General features: G+C 33.3%; 15 protein-coding genes. 12 read left to right on the top strand and 3 right to left on the bottom strand.

What is annotated here, in order from left to right:
• The first annotated feature begins 13 nt into the window (after positions 1–13).
• The 12 genes from ACHRVX_RS08185 (at position 14) to dusB (ending at position 14,186) form a co-directional block, all read left to right on the top strand.
• Positions 14–640, top strand: a complete 627-nt coding sequence (locus ACHRVX_RS08185) for an outer membrane lipoprotein carrier protein LolA (RefSeq protein WP_395331087.1) — start codon at positions 14–16, stop codon at positions 638–640.
• Positions 606–1,241 carry a hypothetical protein gene (locus ACHRVX_RS08180; protein ID WP_395331085.1) on the top strand — a complete coding sequence of 212 codons (636 nt, stop codon included), beginning with the start codon at positions 606–608 and terminating at the stop codon, positions 1,239–1,241. Before ACHRVX_RS08185 ends, ACHRVX_RS08180 begins: the two co-directional genes overlap by 35 nt.
• A gap of 36 nt (positions 1,242–1,277) precedes the next feature.
• Positions 1,278–1,892, top strand: coding sequence for a porin family protein (locus ACHRVX_RS08175; protein ID WP_395331083.1), 615 nt, complete (start codon positions 1,278–1,280; stop codon positions 1,890–1,892).
• Positions 1,893–1,898: 6 nt separating this feature from the next.
• A complete protein-coding gene (locus ACHRVX_RS08170; RefSeq protein WP_395331081.1) occupies positions 1,899–2,270 on the top strand; it encodes a 3-hydroxyacyl-ACP dehydratase in 372 nt (123 codons plus the stop codon).
• 3 nt (positions 2,271–2,273) lie between these two features.
• Positions 2,274–2,759 carry a hypothetical protein gene (locus tag ACHRVX_RS08165; RefSeq protein ID WP_395331078.1) on the top strand — a complete coding sequence of 162 codons (486 nt, stop codon included), beginning with the start codon at positions 2,274–2,276 and terminating at the stop codon, positions 2,757–2,759.
• An 18-nt stretch (positions 2,760–2,777) separates the two neighbouring features.
• Positions 2,778–3,965 (top strand): DUF2062 domain-containing protein, encoded by a 1,188-nt coding sequence (locus ACHRVX_RS08160; RefSeq protein WP_395331076.1) that lies wholly within the window; start codon positions 2,778–2,780, stop codon positions 3,963–3,965.
• 238 nt (positions 3,966–4,203) lie between these two features.
• The gene (locus ACHRVX_RS08155; protein ID WP_395331074.1) at positions 4,204–7,884 is read left to right on the top strand and encodes a 1-acyl-sn-glycerol-3-phosphate acyltransferase; all 3,681 of its coding nucleotides are present in this window, start codon (positions 4,204–4,206) and stop codon (positions 7,882–7,884) included.
• 1 nt (position 7,885) lies between these two features.
• Positions 7,886–9,406: a phytoene desaturase family protein gene (locus tag ACHRVX_RS08150; RefSeq protein WP_395331072.1), complete on the top strand. Its 1,521-nt coding sequence runs from the start codon at positions 7,886–7,888 to the stop codon at positions 9,404–9,406.
• Positions 9,407–9,504: 98 nt separating this feature from the next.
• On the top strand, positions 9,505–10,059 hold the full coding sequence (gene fic / locus ACHRVX_RS08145; RefSeq protein WP_395331070.1) for a protein adenylyltransferase Fic: 555 nt from the start codon (positions 9,505–9,507) through the stop codon (positions 10,057–10,059).
• A 25-nt stretch (positions 10,060–10,084) separates the two neighbouring features.
• Positions 10,085–11,752 carry a C45 family autoproteolytic acyltransferase/hydolase gene (locus ACHRVX_RS08140; RefSeq protein ID WP_395331068.1) on the top strand — a complete coding sequence of 556 codons (1,668 nt, stop codon included), beginning with the start codon at positions 10,085–10,087 and terminating at the stop codon, positions 11,750–11,752.
• Complete coding sequence (locus tag ACHRVX_RS08135) at positions 11,749–13,041, top strand: phenylacetate--CoA ligase family protein (RefSeq protein WP_395331066.1); 1,293 nt, start codon at positions 11,749–11,751, stop codon at positions 13,039–13,041. The genes ACHRVX_RS08140 and ACHRVX_RS08135 overlap by 4 nt, the downstream gene beginning before the upstream one ends.
• Before the next feature lie 152 nt (positions 13,042–13,193).
• A complete protein-coding gene (dusB, locus tag ACHRVX_RS08130; protein WP_395331064.1) occupies positions 13,194–14,186 on the top strand; it encodes a tRNA dihydrouridine synthase DusB in 993 nt (330 codons plus the stop codon).
• Positions 14,187–14,278: 92 nt separating this feature from the next.
• On the opposite strand, the gene ACHRVX_RS08125 is transcribed toward dusB, so the two are convergent.
• The 3 genes from ACHRVX_RS08125 to rbfA all read right to left on the bottom strand — a co-directional run bounded on the left by ACHRVX_RS08125 (position 14,279) and on the right by rbfA (position 17,468).
• Positions 14,279–15,703: an MATE family efflux transporter gene (locus ACHRVX_RS08125; protein ID WP_395331062.1), complete on the bottom strand. Its 1,425-nt coding sequence runs from the start codon at positions 15,701–15,703 to the stop codon at positions 14,279–14,281.
• Positions 15,704–15,874: 171 nt separating this feature from the next.
• Positions 15,875–17,074: an ABC transporter permease gene (locus tag ACHRVX_RS08120; RefSeq protein WP_395331060.1), complete on the bottom strand. Its 1,200-nt coding sequence runs from the start codon at positions 17,072–17,074 to the stop codon at positions 15,875–15,877.
• A 1-nt stretch (position 17,075) separates the two neighbouring features.
• A complete protein-coding gene (rbfA, locus tag ACHRVX_RS08115) occupies positions 17,076–17,468 on the bottom strand; it encodes a 30S ribosome-binding factor RbfA (protein ID WP_213296106.1) in 393 nt (130 codons plus the stop codon).
• Positions 17,469–17,494: the final 26 nt, after the last annotated feature.

The following is a 17,494-nucleotide window of genomic DNA, read 5'->3' as shown; positions in this document are numbered from 1 at the left end:
AATTTAAAAAAATATGAAAACTAAAATAGCACTACTAATTCTATTTATTTCAGGCAATTTATTTGCTCAGGAACAAAAAATGAGCGACGCAGAAGTCGCTGCTTTTAAGCAAGATGTAAATATAGTTTCAAAAAAAATCAAGACTTTAAGTACTGATTTCGTTCAGTACAAACATTTGGATTTTTTATCGAAAGACATTGAAACTTCGGGGAAAATGATTTTCAAGGAACCGAGTCTTTTGCAATGGCAATATAAAAAACCATACAATTATAGTATTGTTTTTAAAAACGGGAAAATCCTGATTAATGACGAAGGAAAGAAAAGCGCAGTTGATATTGGCAACAGCAAAATCTTTGGACGTATCAATAAATTAATTGTTGGCAGTGTGAGCGGAAATATGTTTGACGATAAAGAATTTACGATTTCATATTTTAAATTAAAAGGTCAGAATCTGGCAAAATTTGTTCCGAAAGATGCTACTCTTAAAAAATACATCAAACAAATTGAACTGACTTTTGATAAAGAAGAAGCAACCGTTGTTCAGGTAAAACTATTAGAATCATCTGAAGATTATACCAGAATTGTACTTAAAAATAAAGTGATCAATGCAAAAATCGACGATTCAGTTTTTAATAATTAATTGCCTTCTGGCTATTGTTTTAGTTTCTTGTGGCTCAGTCACCAAAAATTATACACCCAAAAAATTAGACAAAGCATCTTATCAGGTTCCCTACTTTTCAGATTCAAAAAAAGATTATGTTTATAAAACCAATATCACGGTTTATGGAAATGAAATCAGCGGAATTTTCATCGCAAAAAAAATAAATGATACAACGCATCGAATTGTTTTCACAACCGAATTTGGTAACAAATTGTTAGATTTTGAAATATCTGATACTGATTTCAAAGTCAATTCGATCGTTTCAGAATTAGACCGAAAAATCCTGATCAATACTTTAAAAGAAGATTTTAGATTACTGCTCAAAAAAGAATATTTGATTCAGGAACAATTTGAAAATGATGCAGATAATATTTACAAATCGAAAGATGGAAAACGCGACAATTATCTTTTCATCTCAAAAAAAGATAAAAAATTAGAAAAAGTGGTTCATTCTTCTAAAACAAAAGAAAAATTTACGCTGACATTTACTTCAGAAAACAATATTTTTGCCGAGAAGATTGAAATTGTTCATCAAAATATTAAGTTGAAAATTGTTTTGAATTATTTGAAATCAGAATAAAATTTAAACTAATCATAAACTTTAAATCAAACCAAAATGAAAAAATTAACCGTAATTGCTTTTGTTTTATTTATAGGTATTGTAACGTCAAATGCACAAGTAACGGTTAGTCCGGGACTTCGTGGAGGTTTAACGCTGTCGAGTTTAAGTAATATTGATGATAATGGTATGAAATCAGATTTTTATGTTGGTGGATTAGTCGAGATAAAATTCAATAAATATTTTACGCTTCAGCCGGAATTAACCTATTCCAGACAAGGTTCTGAAGGAAGATATTACACTGATCAAAATCCGGATTTTGGAACACCTGCAAAATATGAACTGGATTATTTATCGCTTGGAGTTGTTGCTAAATTTAACTTTGGCGGAAAAGGTTTTCATATTTTAGCGGGGCCTTCAGCTGATTTTAAAACGAGTGATAATTTTGGCCGTTATGGTTTTGACCCAATCGATTTTGACTTTTCTATCGTTGCCGGAGTAGGTTACACATTACCAAACGGACTGACTTTTGAAGCACGATTTAAACAAGGTTTAATTGATATTTATGGCTATGACGGAATCGAATATGATAACGATGATTATTACTATAACGATCTGATTTTAAATCAGGTTTTCCAGATTGGTATTAGTTACACTTTTAAAGTAAAATAAAAAAATATGGTTTTAAAAGACTTTTATAAAGTTCTTTCAGAAGAAAAAACAGGAGATGCTAAATTTAATTTTCGTATATTAGTTAATGCCAATCACGAGGTTTTTAAAGGTCATTTTCCAGGAAACCCAATTATGCCGGGCGTTTGCATGATTCAGATTATTAAAGAACTTACAGAGTCGATTACTAAAAGTTCGTTGATGATACAAACACTGACCAATGTAAAATTCATGGCATTAATCAATCCGGAAACAAATCCGGAATTGCGTTTAGAACTTGATATTATAACCACAGAAGATGATTTGGTAAAGGTAAAAAACACCACATATTTTAACGATACGGTTGCTTTAAAATTAAGCAATGTGTATAAAAAATTATAATTTATGAAATTACTATTCTCTCTGCTTCTATGGATAAACTTTGCGGTAAACCCAGATTTGGCAGCTATTCGAAAAATGTATCCTGATGTTGCAAAATCAGAAGCTAATGCAAAAGAATTTACGGATAAACTTGTTGGAATTTCAAATACCGACGACAAAATTTTAGTGGCTTACAAAGCAGCTTCAATTTTGGTCGATTCTAAGTTTGAAAATTTAATAGGTAGTAAAATTTCCCGCTTTAAAGAAGGTGCAAAATTACTTGAAGCAACTTTAAAAAGTGACCCGAATAATATCGAAATCAGAATGATTCGATTGAGTATTCAGGAAGATGTTCCGGGAATTACCGGTTACAAAAAAAATATTAAAGAAGATAAAAAATTCATAACAACGCATTATGCAGAGCAAAGCGGTGCTTTGAAAGATTATCTAAAAGAATTTGTTTTACAATCTAAAAGTTTCTCTGAAAAAGAAAAACAGTTTGTGAAGTAAGCTCACGAAAAACGCTAAATGAAACCTACTTTATCACAGCAGAATCTGCTTAATTCAACCTCTTTTTGTGTCATTGTTCCCACGTACAATAATCACAAAACGCTGAAAAGAGTGCTGGATTCTATTTTAGATTTCACTTCACATATTATTATCGTCAATGACGGTTCAACAGATTCAACCAGCGAAATTTTAAAACAATACTCGGAGCTGACTCAAATTCACCATCCTAAGAATTTAGGAAAAGGAAGAGCGCTCCGAAATGGTTTTAGAAAAGCAATTGAACAGAATTTTGAATATGCCATCACAATAGATTCTGACGGACAACATTTTGCTGACGATATTCCGGTTTTTATTGAAGAAATTCAAAAACAACCTAGTTCTCTTTTGATTGGAAGCCGAAATATGACACAGGAAAATGTGCCGAAGAAAAGTAGTTTCGGTAATAAATTTTCGAATTTCTGGTTTAAGTTTGAAACCGGAATCGTATTAGAAGATACGCAGTCAGGATTTCGATTATATCCTTTACAATTAATTCCGAAGCAATTTTATACCAATAAATTTGAATTCGAAATTGAAGTTATTGTTCGTTCTGCCTGGAAAGGAATTGTGGTCAAAAACATTCCGATTCAAATTTTATACGATCCTGCAGAACGTGTTTCCCATTTTCGCCCTTTCAAAGATTTTACCCGAATCAGTATTTTAAATACCGTTTTGGTAATCAACGCCTTATTGTACATCAAACCAAGAGATTTCTTCAGGCGAGCAAAAAAAAAAGGCTTTAAAAAATTCTTTCTTGAAGATATTCTAGAAAGTTCTGACTCTAATTTTAAAAAATCGGCAGCAATAGCTTTAGGTATTTTTATAGGAATTTCTCCATTTTGGGGATTTCAAACTGTGTTGCTTTTTACTTTTGCGGCTTTATTCAGGCTCAATAAAGTAATCGCTTATCTGGCTTCAAATGTGAGTTTTCCGCCTTTTATTCCTTTTGTTATTTACGGTTCCTTAAAAATGGGAAGTTACTTTGTATCAAATGATGCACCACTAATTTTAGATAGTTCGGTTACACTTGATGATATTCAAAAAAATGCTACGCAATATATCGTGGGAAGTCTTATTTTAGCATCCGTTTTGGCGCTGACTTTTGGTCTTATAAGTTATTTACTTTTAACGGCTTTTAGTTCTAGGAATAAAACAGATATTACATAAAAGTTTGCCACAGATTAAAAGAATTTAGCCTGATTTTATAATCTGTGTCGGATTGCCACGAATTTCACAAATTAGCACGAATTAATTTTTAATCGATTACGAAACGCAACGAAAAAAAATGCCAAAGATTAAAGGATTACAATGATTTAAACATTTAAAATTAGACAGGAATTAATTAGTGAAAATTCGTGAAATTCGTGGCGAAAAAAACAATAGGCAAAAACAACAATAAATAATTATGCATCAATACTTCTACGCCATTCACTTGTTTGTAAACCGACGAAAAAAATTATCGGTGGTATTGGCTATTTTGATGCTTTTGGCATTTGGATTTTTTGCTTCCCGAATTAAGTTTGAGGAAGACATTACCAAACTTATCCCAACAAACGATAAGGCAGATGTTACGGCAAAAGTGTTGAAACAACTCAATTTTGCTGATAAAATCACGGTTATTTTCAAATTGGATAAAAACGGAACGGACGAAGATCTAAAAGAAATGGCTACTATTTTTTCAGATAGTGTTGCCAAATCCTGTACACCTTACGTTACCGGAATTCAGGGAAAAATTGACGAAGAAAACATTCAGGAAACCATAGATTTTGTCTACAATAATTTGCCGCTTTTTCTGGAGAATAAAGATTATGCTGCCATTCAGAACAAACTTCAAAAAGACAGTATTGCAGCAACAATTCAGGGAAATTACAAGTCTATTATTTCTCCTTCAGGATTTATAACCAAAGATTTTATATTACAGGATCCACTTGGGATTTCCTTTATTGCTTTAAAAAAATTACAGCAGCTAAATATTGGTGACGATTTCACACTTGATAATGGTTTTGTAATGACCAAAGACAAAAAGAAACTGTTACTTTTTATTACGTCAAATATTCCGTCAAGCGAAACAGAAAAGAATACAATTTTTGCGAATAAACTAAAATCGATTCAGGAGAATTTAAATACAAAATTCAAAGGCAAAACCTCGATTAGTTATTTCGGTTCAGCTTTGATTGCGGTTGCCAATGCCAATCAAATCAAAAGCGATATTATTTTAACCACAACAATCGCGATGATTACGCTAATGTTGATCTTGATTTTGTTTTATCGAAAAGTAATGATTCCGCTGATTATTTTTCTCCCAACCGTTTTTGGTGCTTTATTTGCCGTTGCCTTTTTATATTTTGTGAAGGAACAAATTTCTGCAATCTCTCTCGGAATCGGATCTATTTTATTAGGAATCACAATTGATTATTCGATTCATATTCTAACGCATTATAAACACAATAGCGATGTAAAAACGTTATACAAAGACATTACAATGCCGGTCATTATGAGCAGCTCAACAACGGCTGTTGCCTTTTTATGTTTACTTTTTGTAAAGTCAGATGCATTAAATGACCTCGGAATTTTCGCCGCCGTAATTGTTATGGTAACGGGTATTTTCTCTCTTTTGATTGTGCCGCATTTGTATAAACCGAAAGAAAATAATTTCGAACATAAGAAAAATGTCATCGATAAACTTGCACATTTCTCTTTTCATAACAATAAATATCTCATTGGTTTTTGCGTTTTAATTACCATTATTTGCTGCTTTACCTATAACAACGTTGGCTTCAATAACGATTTATCGCAATTGAATTTTGTTCCTAAAGAGATCCAGGCAGCAGAAAAAGACCTTGAAGAAAGCACGAGTTTAACTTCCAAAACCATTTATGTGGCTTCATATGGCAACAGTATGGAGGAAGTTTTACAAAACAACTCGCAGCTTTTTGCCGATTTATCGAAGGAAAAGCAAACGAACAAAATATTAAATTTCAGTTCCGTTGGAGGAATTATGCTTTCGCAGGCGGCACAACAACAAAAAATTGACAAATGGAATTCGTTTTGGGATGCCAATAAAAAGCAACTTTTAGAATCGCAGTTAATTGCCGAAGGTTCAAAACTTGGTTTCAAACCCACAACTTACACTGCTTTTTTTGATCATTTAGATTTTAATTTTAAACCAATTTCAGCGCAGGATTACCTGAAAGTTCAGGCTTTACAATTGAAAGAATTTGTAACCGAAAAAAACGGATTTTTCACGATTTCTACTTTAGTAAAAGTAACACCGGAACAACGAGATTCTTTTGTAAAATCGGCTTCAGCTAAAAATAACCTGATTGCAATTGATCGCCAGCAAATGAATGAAACGTTTTTTAGTACTCTAAAAACCGATTTTAATTCGCTTGTCAATTATTCATTTGTGGCTGTAATCCTGATTTTGTTTTTCTTTTTCAGAAGACTGGAATTAGTTATTGTAAGTTGTATTCCAATTGCTTTAACCGGAATTGTTACGGCTGGAATTATGGGAATCTTTGGTATTCAAATGAATATTTTCAGCATGATTGTTTGTACGCTGATTTTTGGTCATGGTGTCGATTTTAGTATTTTCATGACAAGCGCACTTCAAAAAGAATATACAACCGGAAAAAACGAAATCGCGATTTACAGAACTTCAATAATTCTGGCGGTTATTACTACTATTTTAGGAATTGGCGCGATGATTTTTGCACGTCATCCGGCATTACGCTCTATCTCTTCAGTTTCATTAATTGGAGTTTTTGCAGCGTTGATTATTACGTTTATTTTCTACCCGATTCTGTTTAAATTATTCATATCAAATCGTTCGAAAAAAGGAAATCCGCCGTTTGTATTGCGAACTTTCATTCACGGTGTAATTTCATTTACCTATTACGGACTTGGCGGAATTTTGATGTCGCTTTTCAGTATAACAATAATGCCAATTCTTCCGATAAAGGAAAAAACGAAGATGAAAGCATTCCGTTATTGTATTTCAAAATTCATGAATTCCGTATTGTATTCAAATCCGTTTTTACATAAAAAAGTCATCAATAATTTTAATGAAACTTTTGAAAAACCAGCGATAATTATTGCCAATCATTCTTCGTTTATTGATATTCTGGCGATGGGAATGTTGAGTCCAAAAATTATATTTCTGGTAAACGACTGGGTTTACAACTCTCCTATTTTTGGTGGCACAGTTAGAAAAGCAGGATTTTATCCGGTTTCTGAAGGTCTCGAAGGCGGAGTTGAACATTTGCGACAAAAAGTAAACGAAGGATATTCACTAATGATTTTTCCTGAAGGAACACGTTCTGAAAGTAACCAGATCAATCGTTTTCATAAAGGTGCTTTTTATCTTGCCGAGGAATTTAATCTGGATATTGTTCCCGTTTTGATTCATGGTGCTTCAGAAGCAATCCCTAAAGGCGATTTTGTGATTCATCATAGTTTTGTTACCCTTTCAATTTTACAAAGAATTGCTCCTGATAACCTTTCTTTCGGGAGAAATTATGTCGAAAGAACGAAAAAATTAAGTGCTTATTTCAAAGAAGAATTTCATAAAGTGCGTCAGGAATTAGAAGGTCCGGATTATTTCAAAAAAATGATTATTCATAGTTTTGATTACAAAGAAATTGAAATCATAAGTAGTGTAAAAAGCGATTTAAAAAACAATTTAGAAACGTATTATCAACTCAATAAACACCTTTCGGCGAAAGCCAAAATATTACATTTATCAAATGATTACGGTCAGTTAGACGTTTTACTGACTTTACAGGAACCACAACGAAAAGTACTTTCATACAATTCTGACCACGAAAAACGTGAAGTTGCTAAAACAAATTATTTCCTGAAAAAGAGAAAAATCTCTTATCTGGATAATCTTGAACCAGCTTTAGAAAATAGATATGATGCTGTTTTAATTTCTGATGAAAATTATAAAGATGATCTTGAAAAAGTAATTGCTGCAACTTCCTGTATTATTTTAATGAATAGTCCGGGTTTAAAAAACACCATAATTGACTTTGCTTTTGAATCTGTTTCAGAGGATAATTCTATAATCGTATTAAAGAAAATTTAGGATGAAAGAGCAATACGATGTTGTAATTGTGGGCAGCGGTTTAGGCGGATTAGTCTCGGCAATTATTCTGGCGAAGGAAGGTTATCGCGTTTGTGTGCTGGAAAAAAACAATCAATACGGCGGAAATCTACAAACTTTTGTACGCGATAAAACCATTTTTGATACTGGAATCCATTACATCGGAGGTTTAGGTGAAGGGCAAAATTTATACAAATATTTCAAATATTTGGGCATTATGGATCATCTGAATCTTAAAAAATTAGATGAAAACGGTTTCGACGTTATCTCTTTTGAAGATGATGAAAACCAATATCCTCATGCGCAGGGTTATGATAATTTTGCCAATCAGTTAGTGCGTTTTTTCCCTGACGAAAAAGCAAATATTGAAGACTACTGCAAAAAAATAAAGGCTATTTGCGAGTGCTTTCCGCTCTATAATTTAGAATGGGATGGCAAATATGATAATGAAATTTTAAGTCTTAATGCCAAAGAAACAATTGAAGAATGTACACAAAATGAAAAATTAAAAGCTGTTTTATCAGGTTCTAATTTTTTATACGCCGGCATTGCTGATAAATCGCCTTTTTACGTTCATGCCCTTTCTGTAAACTCATACATTCAAAGTTCATGGCGCTGCATTAATGGCGGAAGTCAAATTACAAAACAACTTTTAAAACAGTTAAAAAAACACGGCGGTGAATTTTATAAATACAAAGAAGTCACCAAATTTAATGTTGAAGATAAAAAAGTAATATCAGTAGATATGAAAGACGGAACTCAGGTTTCCGGTTCTTATTTTATTTCTAATATTGAGCCAAAAACGACGCTTAAAATGGCTGGTGAAGAAAACTTTAGAAAATCATTTTACAGCAGGGTTCAAAGTCTTGAAGGCGTTATTTCGGCATTTAGTTTATATATCGTTTTTAAACCGAAAACTTTTAAATATATCAATCACAATCATTATCATTTCAAGAAAAGTTCTGAAGTCTGGACAGCGCATGATTATGACGAGAATTCGTGGCCAAAAGCTTTTATGGCTTCTATGAATGCTTCAAAAAAACAGGAAATTTGGGCAGAAGGAATGACTTTTATCACTTACATGAAATATGATGATGTTGCTCCGTGGATGGATACTTTTAATACCACGGTTGATGAAAATGATCGCGGAGAAAGCTATGAAGAATTCAAATCACGGAAGGCAGCGAAGTTTTTAGATGAAATCGAGATAAAATTTCCCGGTATCAGAGATTGTATTCAATCTGTACACACTTCGACACCACTCTCCTATCGTGATTATATTGGTGGAGATAACGGTAATATGTACGGATATGTTAAAGATTCCAATAATCCGATGAAAACCTTGATTCCGTCAAAAACCAAGCTGGATAATTTATATCTTACGGGCCAAAGTATTAATATGCACGGCGTTTTAGGTGTAACAATTGGAGCGGTTGTAACTTGCTCAGAAATTCTTGGAAAAGAATATCTTGTCACTAAAATTAATGAGGCAGCTGATATGTAATTCATCAGAACATGACTCCGAAACGAAAACTTTAAATTCCGAATTTTAGGAATTAAATTGTAATTTTGATTGCGACTTAAATTTGGTACAAGATCTCTATGAAAAATATTGACAAGAACAGTTTAGAAAATGCCTATCGATTATTTGAATCGAACGATATTGACGAAATACAAATTGGTACAACAACAGGCCTTAGCACAATTCACCATTATCTATTTCATCCTTTATATGATTTTGCCGGAGAAATAAGAAAACTCAATATTTCAAAAGTTGGTTTTAGATTTGCAAATGCATTATATCTTAATGAAATTCTAGTAAAGATTGAGCAAATGCCAGAAAACAGTTTTGAAGAAATTATTGCTAAATATGTTGAGATGAATATTGCTCATCCTTTTATGGAAGGTAATGGCAGATCTATGAGAATATGGCTGGATATGATTCTAAAAAAACAACTCCATAAAGTTGTCAACTGGCAATTCGTTGACAAAACTCTTTATTTGCAGTCAATGGAAAGAAGTCCTATTAACGATTTGGAATTAAGAACTTTATTAAAGGAAAATCTAACTGATGAAGTTAACAATAGAGAAGTTATTTTTAAAGGAATCGAACAGTCATATTACTATGAAGGTTATGAGAAAGATAACAATGAATGAGTCCATTATTCTTGGATAGGTAGGTATGAAAAGCCCAATTAAATTATTTTTTTTCGTTGGTTTTTTGTTGATGTTGGCATCTTGCGGAACATCAAAATCGATGCGTCATCAGCCTGACATTTCACATTATAATACTGCAAAACCTCTTGTAACAAAACAATCTGATAGTGTCTTTACTTCGGGAAAAAATTCATTTTCAAAAAACAAACAAGGTATTTGGGAATTATATGTTGAAGGCGATCCCCTTGAAATTGGACTCAACACGGGCGCTTTATCTGATTCACTTTTAAAAAAACAGGAACACATATTTTTCTCTAAAATAAAGGATATAGTTCCCTCAAAATTTCAGCAGAACTTACTTCGTAATTTTCTAAAATGGTACAATCGTAAATTATATACCAATGTTCCTGACGAATATCAGACGGAGATTTTTGGCGTTTCGCAATATACCACACATGATTTTGACAATATTGCACCACAATTTCAGCGCAGTTTGTACTTGCATGCCGCGCACGATATTGGTCATGCTTTGCAAGATCTGGCTTTGGTGGGCTGTTCGTCTTTTGCTGCCTGGGGAGAAAAATCCGAAGATGGAAATTTAATTCTCGGACGCAATTTTGACTTTTATGTTAATGACGCTTTCGCGGAAAATAAAATCGTTGCGTTTATAAACCCGAAGGAGGGCAACAAATTTATGATGGTCACCTGGCCCGGAATGGTTGGTGCCGTTTCCGGAATGAATATCGAAGGTTTAACGGTTACGATAAATGCCTCGAAATCTAAAATCCCGTTGATTGCCAAAACGCCGATTTCGATTTTGACACGCGAAATTTTACAACATGCTAAAAATATTGACGAAGCAATTGCCATTGCTAAAAAAAGCGAAGTTTTTGTTTCAGAATCGATTATGGTGGGAAGTGCAAATGACAACAAAGCTATTTTGATTGAAGTTTCACCTAAAAAAATGGATGTGTACGAAGTCCCAAATAGTAATCAATTATTCTGCGCAAATCATTTTCAGGGAGAAGATTTAAAAAACGAAAAACGAAATCAGTTCCAAATTGCCAACAGTCATTCGGAATATCGTTTTGAAAGAATGCAGGAACTTTTTGCAGAAAACCCGAAAATCAATCCTAAAATTGCTTCTGAAATTCTTAGAAATAAAGACGGTTTACAAAACATTGCTTTGGGTTATGGCAACGAAAAAGCATTGAATCAACTGATGGCGCATCATGGCGTTATTTTTAAACCAAAAGAAAAATTGGTTTGGGTATCGGCAAATCCGTATCAATTGGGAGAATTTGTTTGTTATAATCTGGATTCTGTTTTTAAAGAAAGAAAAGTGAAAACAATTACTTCCTTTCAACAGAAAAATTTAAATATTGCAAAAGATCCTTTTTTAGAAACTATTCAATATAAAAATTATCAGAAATTTAGAATTGAAGATGACAAAATCGACATTTATCTAAAAAACAAAGAATTTATCAGTCCTGAATTTATCCAACAATATCAATCCTTAAACCCTGATTATTGGGTTGTGTATTACAAAGCAGGGTTGTACTTTTATCAAAAAAAAGAATACAAGCTTTCTCAGACTAATTTTGAAAAAGCATTAACCACAGAAATTACTACAGTTCCTGATAAAACAGCAATTGAAAAATATTTAAAAAAAATCAAAAGAAAATTACAATGATTCCATTAATAGAAAAAGATTCTTTAGAAGAAATTAAAAATTTTCAAGAGCAGAAATTAGCCGAACTTTTACAATATATCAGTCAAAATTCTCCTTTTTATAAACGTCTTTTTGCAGGACAAAATATTGATATTTCGAAAATTAAAACACTCGAAGATTTACAATATTTACCTGTTACCACAAAAGAAAATCTACAAGAATACAACGATGATTTTTTATGTGTTCCTCAAAACAAAATCATTGATTATGCATCAACTTCAGGAACTTTAGGCGATCCGGTAACTTTTGGCTTAACCGATTCTGATTTAGACAGATTGGCTTATAATGAAGCGATTTCGTTTGCCTGCGCCGGAATTGCAGAGGGCGATGTGGTACAATTAATGACTACAATCGACAGAAAATTCATGGCCGGACTGGCTTATTTTCTGGGATTACGAAAACTAAAAGTGGGCGTTATTCGTGTTGGTGCCGGAATTCCGGAATTGCAATGGGATTCTATTTTAAAATATAAACCTTCTTATTTAATTACGGTTCCGTCATTTTTATTAAAGTTAATTGAATATGCCGAAGCACACGGAATCGACTATAATAATTCGAGCATAAAAGGTGCAATCTGCATTGGAGAATCTTTAAGAAATCAGGATTTTTCGATGAATATATTATCTAATAAAATTACTGAAAAGTGGAATATTAAGTTGTTTTCAACTTATGCTTCGACAGAAATGAGCACTGCTTTTACAGAATGTGAACATGGTGTTGGCGGTCATCATCATCCGGAATTGATTATTGTGGAAGTTCTCGACGAAAATAATATTCCTGTAAAAGACGGTGAAATTGGCGAATTGACTTTTACCACTTTAGGGATTGAAGCTATGCCTTTATTACGTTTTAAAACCGGAGATATTGTTCAGTTACACAATAGTCCTTGTGCTTGCGGAAGAAATACGTTGCGTGTGGGTCCGGTTGTGGGTCGTAAAAAACAAATGATAAAATACAAAGGAACAACGCTTTATCCGCCAGCGATGAGCGATGTTTTGAGTGGTTTTGATAATATCGAAAATCATATTATCGAAATCTCGACCAACGATTTAGGAACAGATGAAATCCTCATAAAAATAGCCGCAAAAAATCAATCTGCCGAATTTTTACAAGAAATAAAAGATCACTTCAGAGCGAAATTAAGAGTAACTCCAAAGATCGAATTCGCTTCAAAGGAAACTTTAAATCCTTTGGTTTTTAATCCAATGAGCCGAAAACCAATTCGATTTTTTGATTACAGAGTTTCATAAAAAGGTACAAAGTGGCAAAGGTTCAGAGGGACAGAGGTTTTCTTTTCTATTAGCCCGATAAAAAACCTTTGAACCTTTGCCTCTCTGAACCTTTGAACCTCAATTTGGTACAAATTGAACTAAATGTTGTAATTTTGCACAAAATATTGAAGATGGTCAAGATTGGCAACATAGAATTACCCGAATTTCCTTTATTACTCGCACCGATGGAAGATGTTAGTGATCCACCGTTTCGCAGATTATGCAAAACGCATGGCGCTGACATGATGTATTCTGAATTTATTTCGTCTGAAGGATTGATTCGTGATGCGATCAAAAGTAGAATGAAGCTGGATATTTTTGATTACGAACGTCCGGTTGGAATTCAGATTTTTGGTGGTGATGAAGAGGCAATGGCACTTTCGTCTAAAATTGTTTCTACCGTAAAACCAGATTTAGTGGATATTAATTTTGGATGCCCGGTAAAAAAGGTAGTTTGTAAAGGTGCAGGAGCCGGAGTTCTAAAAGATGTAGATTTGATGATTCGCTTGACAAAAGCGGTGATCAGAAGTACTGATTTACCCGTTACTGTCAAAACACGTTTGGGTTGGGATGATAGCTCTATCAACATTGATGAAGTTGCTGAAAGACTTCAGGATATTGGTGTTCAGGCTTTGACGATTCACGCCAGAACGCGCGCACAAATGTATAAAGGTCACGCCGACTGGTCGCATATTGCACGTGTAAAAAATAACCCCAGAATTACAATGCCTATTTTTGGAAATGGCGATATTGACAGTCCCGAAAAAGCATTAAAATATAAAAATGAATACGGTATCGATGGAATTATGATTGGTCGAGCCGCAATTGGTTATCCTTGGATTTTTAACGAAATCAAGCACTATTTTAAAACCGGAGAGCACTTACCTGCCCCAACAGTTGCTGATCGTGTAGGAGCCGCCAGAAATCATTTAATGTGGTCGATGGAATGGAAAGGTGAACGTCTTGGAATTGTTGAAATGCGTCGTCATTATACCAATTATTTCAAAGGAATTCATTCCTTTAAAGAATACAAACAAAAACTGGTTACCACTGATGAGCCTGAAAATTTGTTTGCTGTTATGAAAGAAATTGAACAAGTTTATGCCGGATATGAATTTGTATAAATTATAGATCATCTTCGTTAACGTTTAAAGCTTTAACAAAGATGTAAAATGCAAAAGACCTTCAAATTTGAAGGTCTTTTTTGTATTATAGATTATACCTGAATACGTTTCCACTTCCCTCTTTTATAAAAGAAAATACTTGCGACTGTTATAGCAGTTTCTGCAACTGGAATCGCAATGAAAACACCTTTTGGTCCCATATTAAAATGTTTTGCCAATACATATGCTAACGGAATCTGGAACAACCAAAAACCAAAGAAATTAATTCCGGTTGGCGTCCAGGTATCTCCTGCTCCATTGAAAGTATTGATTAAAACCATCCCTATTCCGTAAAAGATAAATCCCACGCTCATAATTTGTAACGCTTCGATCGCAATTGTTCTTACTAATTCATCATTCGTGAAAAAGGAAACAATATATTTTCCGAAACATAATGTAATCAACATTATTGTCGTCATAAAAATAACATTGTATCTGGCTGTTGTATAAACTGATTTTTCAGCACGATCAATTTGTTTAGCTCCTAAATTTTGTCCTACTAAAGTTGCGGCAGCATTACTTAATCCCCAAGCCGGAAGAATAAAAAACATCATAATTCTAAGCGCTGTCTGATATCCTGCCGAACCGTGATCTCCTCCTGTTGTTGCTACCAATTGTGCGAGAAATATCCAACTGCAAGATGCAATTACGAATTGTAAAACTCCGGGAGCCGCAATTTTAACCAATGCTTTTATCTGTTTGAAATCAGGGGCGAAGTATGAAATTTTAATTTTTAAAATACCATTTCCAAAAAACAAATGATATACTTGATATAATACTCCAATACTCCTTCCTAAAGTTGTAGCAATAGCTGCGCCTGTTAATCCGAAAGCAGGAATTGGTCCGAAACCGTTAATTAATACTGGACATAAAATGATATTGCAAATATTGGCCAACCAAAGACTTTTCATGGCAATTGCTGCATTTCCGGCTCCACGAAATATCCCGTTAATCAAAAACAGAAGCATGATAACCAAACTTGAGCCTGTCATAATTTGTGTAAAGAGATAACCATGTTCGGCAGCTTCCTGAGATGCGCCCATTAGGATCAGAATTTCTTTAGCATTAATAACGCCCAGTATACTGATTATGCTGATAATTAAAAATGCCACTATAATAGCCTGCATTCCGGCTTTTGCTGCAGCAACAGGATCTTTTTCGCCAATTCGCCGTGCAACAACTGCTGTTGCTGCCATACTCATCCCAATTGCTACAGAATATATAATAGTAAGTACAGACTCCGTCAAACCAACTGTTTGAATAGCAAAACTGCTATGTTCTAAATGTCCTACGAAATATAAATCGACCAAAGCAAAAACCGATTCCATCATCATTTCTAAAACCATCGGGATGGCTAATAGAATCACTGCTTTTTTAATGCTTCCTGTGGTATAATCAAAAGATTCATCTCCTTTGATGGCTTGTTTTAAAGTAGTATAAATTTTAGAAAATAAACTTTTCTGTATTGTTTCTGTCATGATGTGTTAGGATAAATGATAAAATTGGTCCGGATTTAATAATCTGAACTGAAGAAAAATAAACGTAAGTATCCTAATTATTCGAAGAAATAAAATAGGATTAGGCAGAAACAATCATACTCTGTAGTTTTTAAGAGCATAAATATAAGTAATATTTTTTAGCGAGAAATATTAATCTAATAACTTTTTGCTTACTCTGCTGCTGGCGATTAACGAAGCAACGAAACCAAGTGTTACAATAGTTCCCATAACTATAAGTACGTTTTCGAGATTGAAAACTACCGGATAAGCTAATGTTGGCGTAAGCATAATCAAATTAAAATGCTGCTGAATTACCACTAAAATAATACCTAATATAAGTCCAACTATACCACCAAAAACACTTAACAATGTTCCTTGCAACAGGAATATTTTTCGCAAACTATTGATTTCTGTTCCAAGATTAAAAAGGGTTTTTAAGTTTCCTTTCTTTTCTAAAATCATCATAATTAATGCTCCGACTAAATTAAAAAGAGCCACAATAATTACTAAGGTAAAAATCAGGTAAACCACTATATTTTCGGTGTTGAGCATTTTATACAAAGACTCGTTAAGTTGTGCCCTGTTTTTTATTGTGATTTTGTTTTTGAAAACTGTTTGCAGTTGCGAACTAATAGCATTTTCATTGGCGTTTTCTTTGAGTTTAAATTCGATTCCTGAAATTTGATTGGGTTTGTACATTAATAATTCCTGTGCTAAACCTAAATCTGCAAACACGTATTTTGAATCTAAATCTTCACTTATCGAATAAATTCCTACTGGTAAAACCTCTGTTTTATTAAAAGCTTCGTCGGGATTTTCAATTGCTCCTTTTCCTGGTTTAGGTGCAAATATTTGTAATGGATTTTCAAAATCAAGAATTCCCATCGAAAAATCCTGAGCAATTCCGTAACCAATTACAACCTGATAGGTATCTGGTTTTAGCCAATCGCCGTTAAAAAGTTTTTTTCTGATATTGTTAACTACGGGATAATTTGTGTCAACTCCTTTTAAGTAAGTGACTTGTTGTTTGTCTTTGAATAAAAACAAAACACGCTCTTCAATAATTTTGGTGTATGAAGCTACGCCATCTATTTTTTTAATTTCATTTTGTTGTTCCGGCGAAATTAAAAATGATTTTCCGTAAGTACTGGTAATTTTTAAATCGGGATCAATTTCGTTTGTAAACGAAAGACTAAAAACTTTCAATCCGCTAAAAACAGATAAAACCACAAACAAAGCCATTGTGCCAACAATAATTCCCATGCTGGCAATGCGATTAATAATATTGATAGCATTGTTTTTACTTCTGCTAAAAATATAACGTTTGGCTATGTAAAGGGGGAAATTCAATTTATGATTTTCTTCTTTTGTCTAAAAGATCACGGTTTTCAATTGGGTTTTCTCTGTTTGATAAAGCATTATCAATTTTTTCGATATAATCTAATGAGTCATCGATAAAGAATACCAGATTTGGTACGCGGCGCAATTGTAAACGTACACGTTGTGACAAATCGTGTTTGATTAAAGTACTGTTTGATTTTATGCCTTCTAAAGTTTCTTTTGCTTTCTCCTGAGGAAAAATGCTTAAATAAACTGTTGCCACAGATAAATCTGAAGTAACACTAACTTTGGATACGGAAATTACCAAATTATTAATTCCGTTTTTTCTCACTTCACCTTGCAAAATATCAACCAAATCTTTTTGGATGACACCGCCTATTTTTTTCTGTCTATTTGTTTCCATGGTGCAAAAATACTATTTTAAAATTC

Origin of the sequence: Flavobacterium sp. FlaQc-47, assembly GCF_044006475.1 — a bacterium.
Classification (GTDB): domain Bacteria; phylum Bacteroidota; class Bacteroidia; order Flavobacteriales; family Flavobacteriaceae; genus Flavobacterium.
The sequence above is the reverse complement of the archived record's forward strand: the minus strand, read 5'-3'. Positions and strand labels throughout refer to the sequence as shown.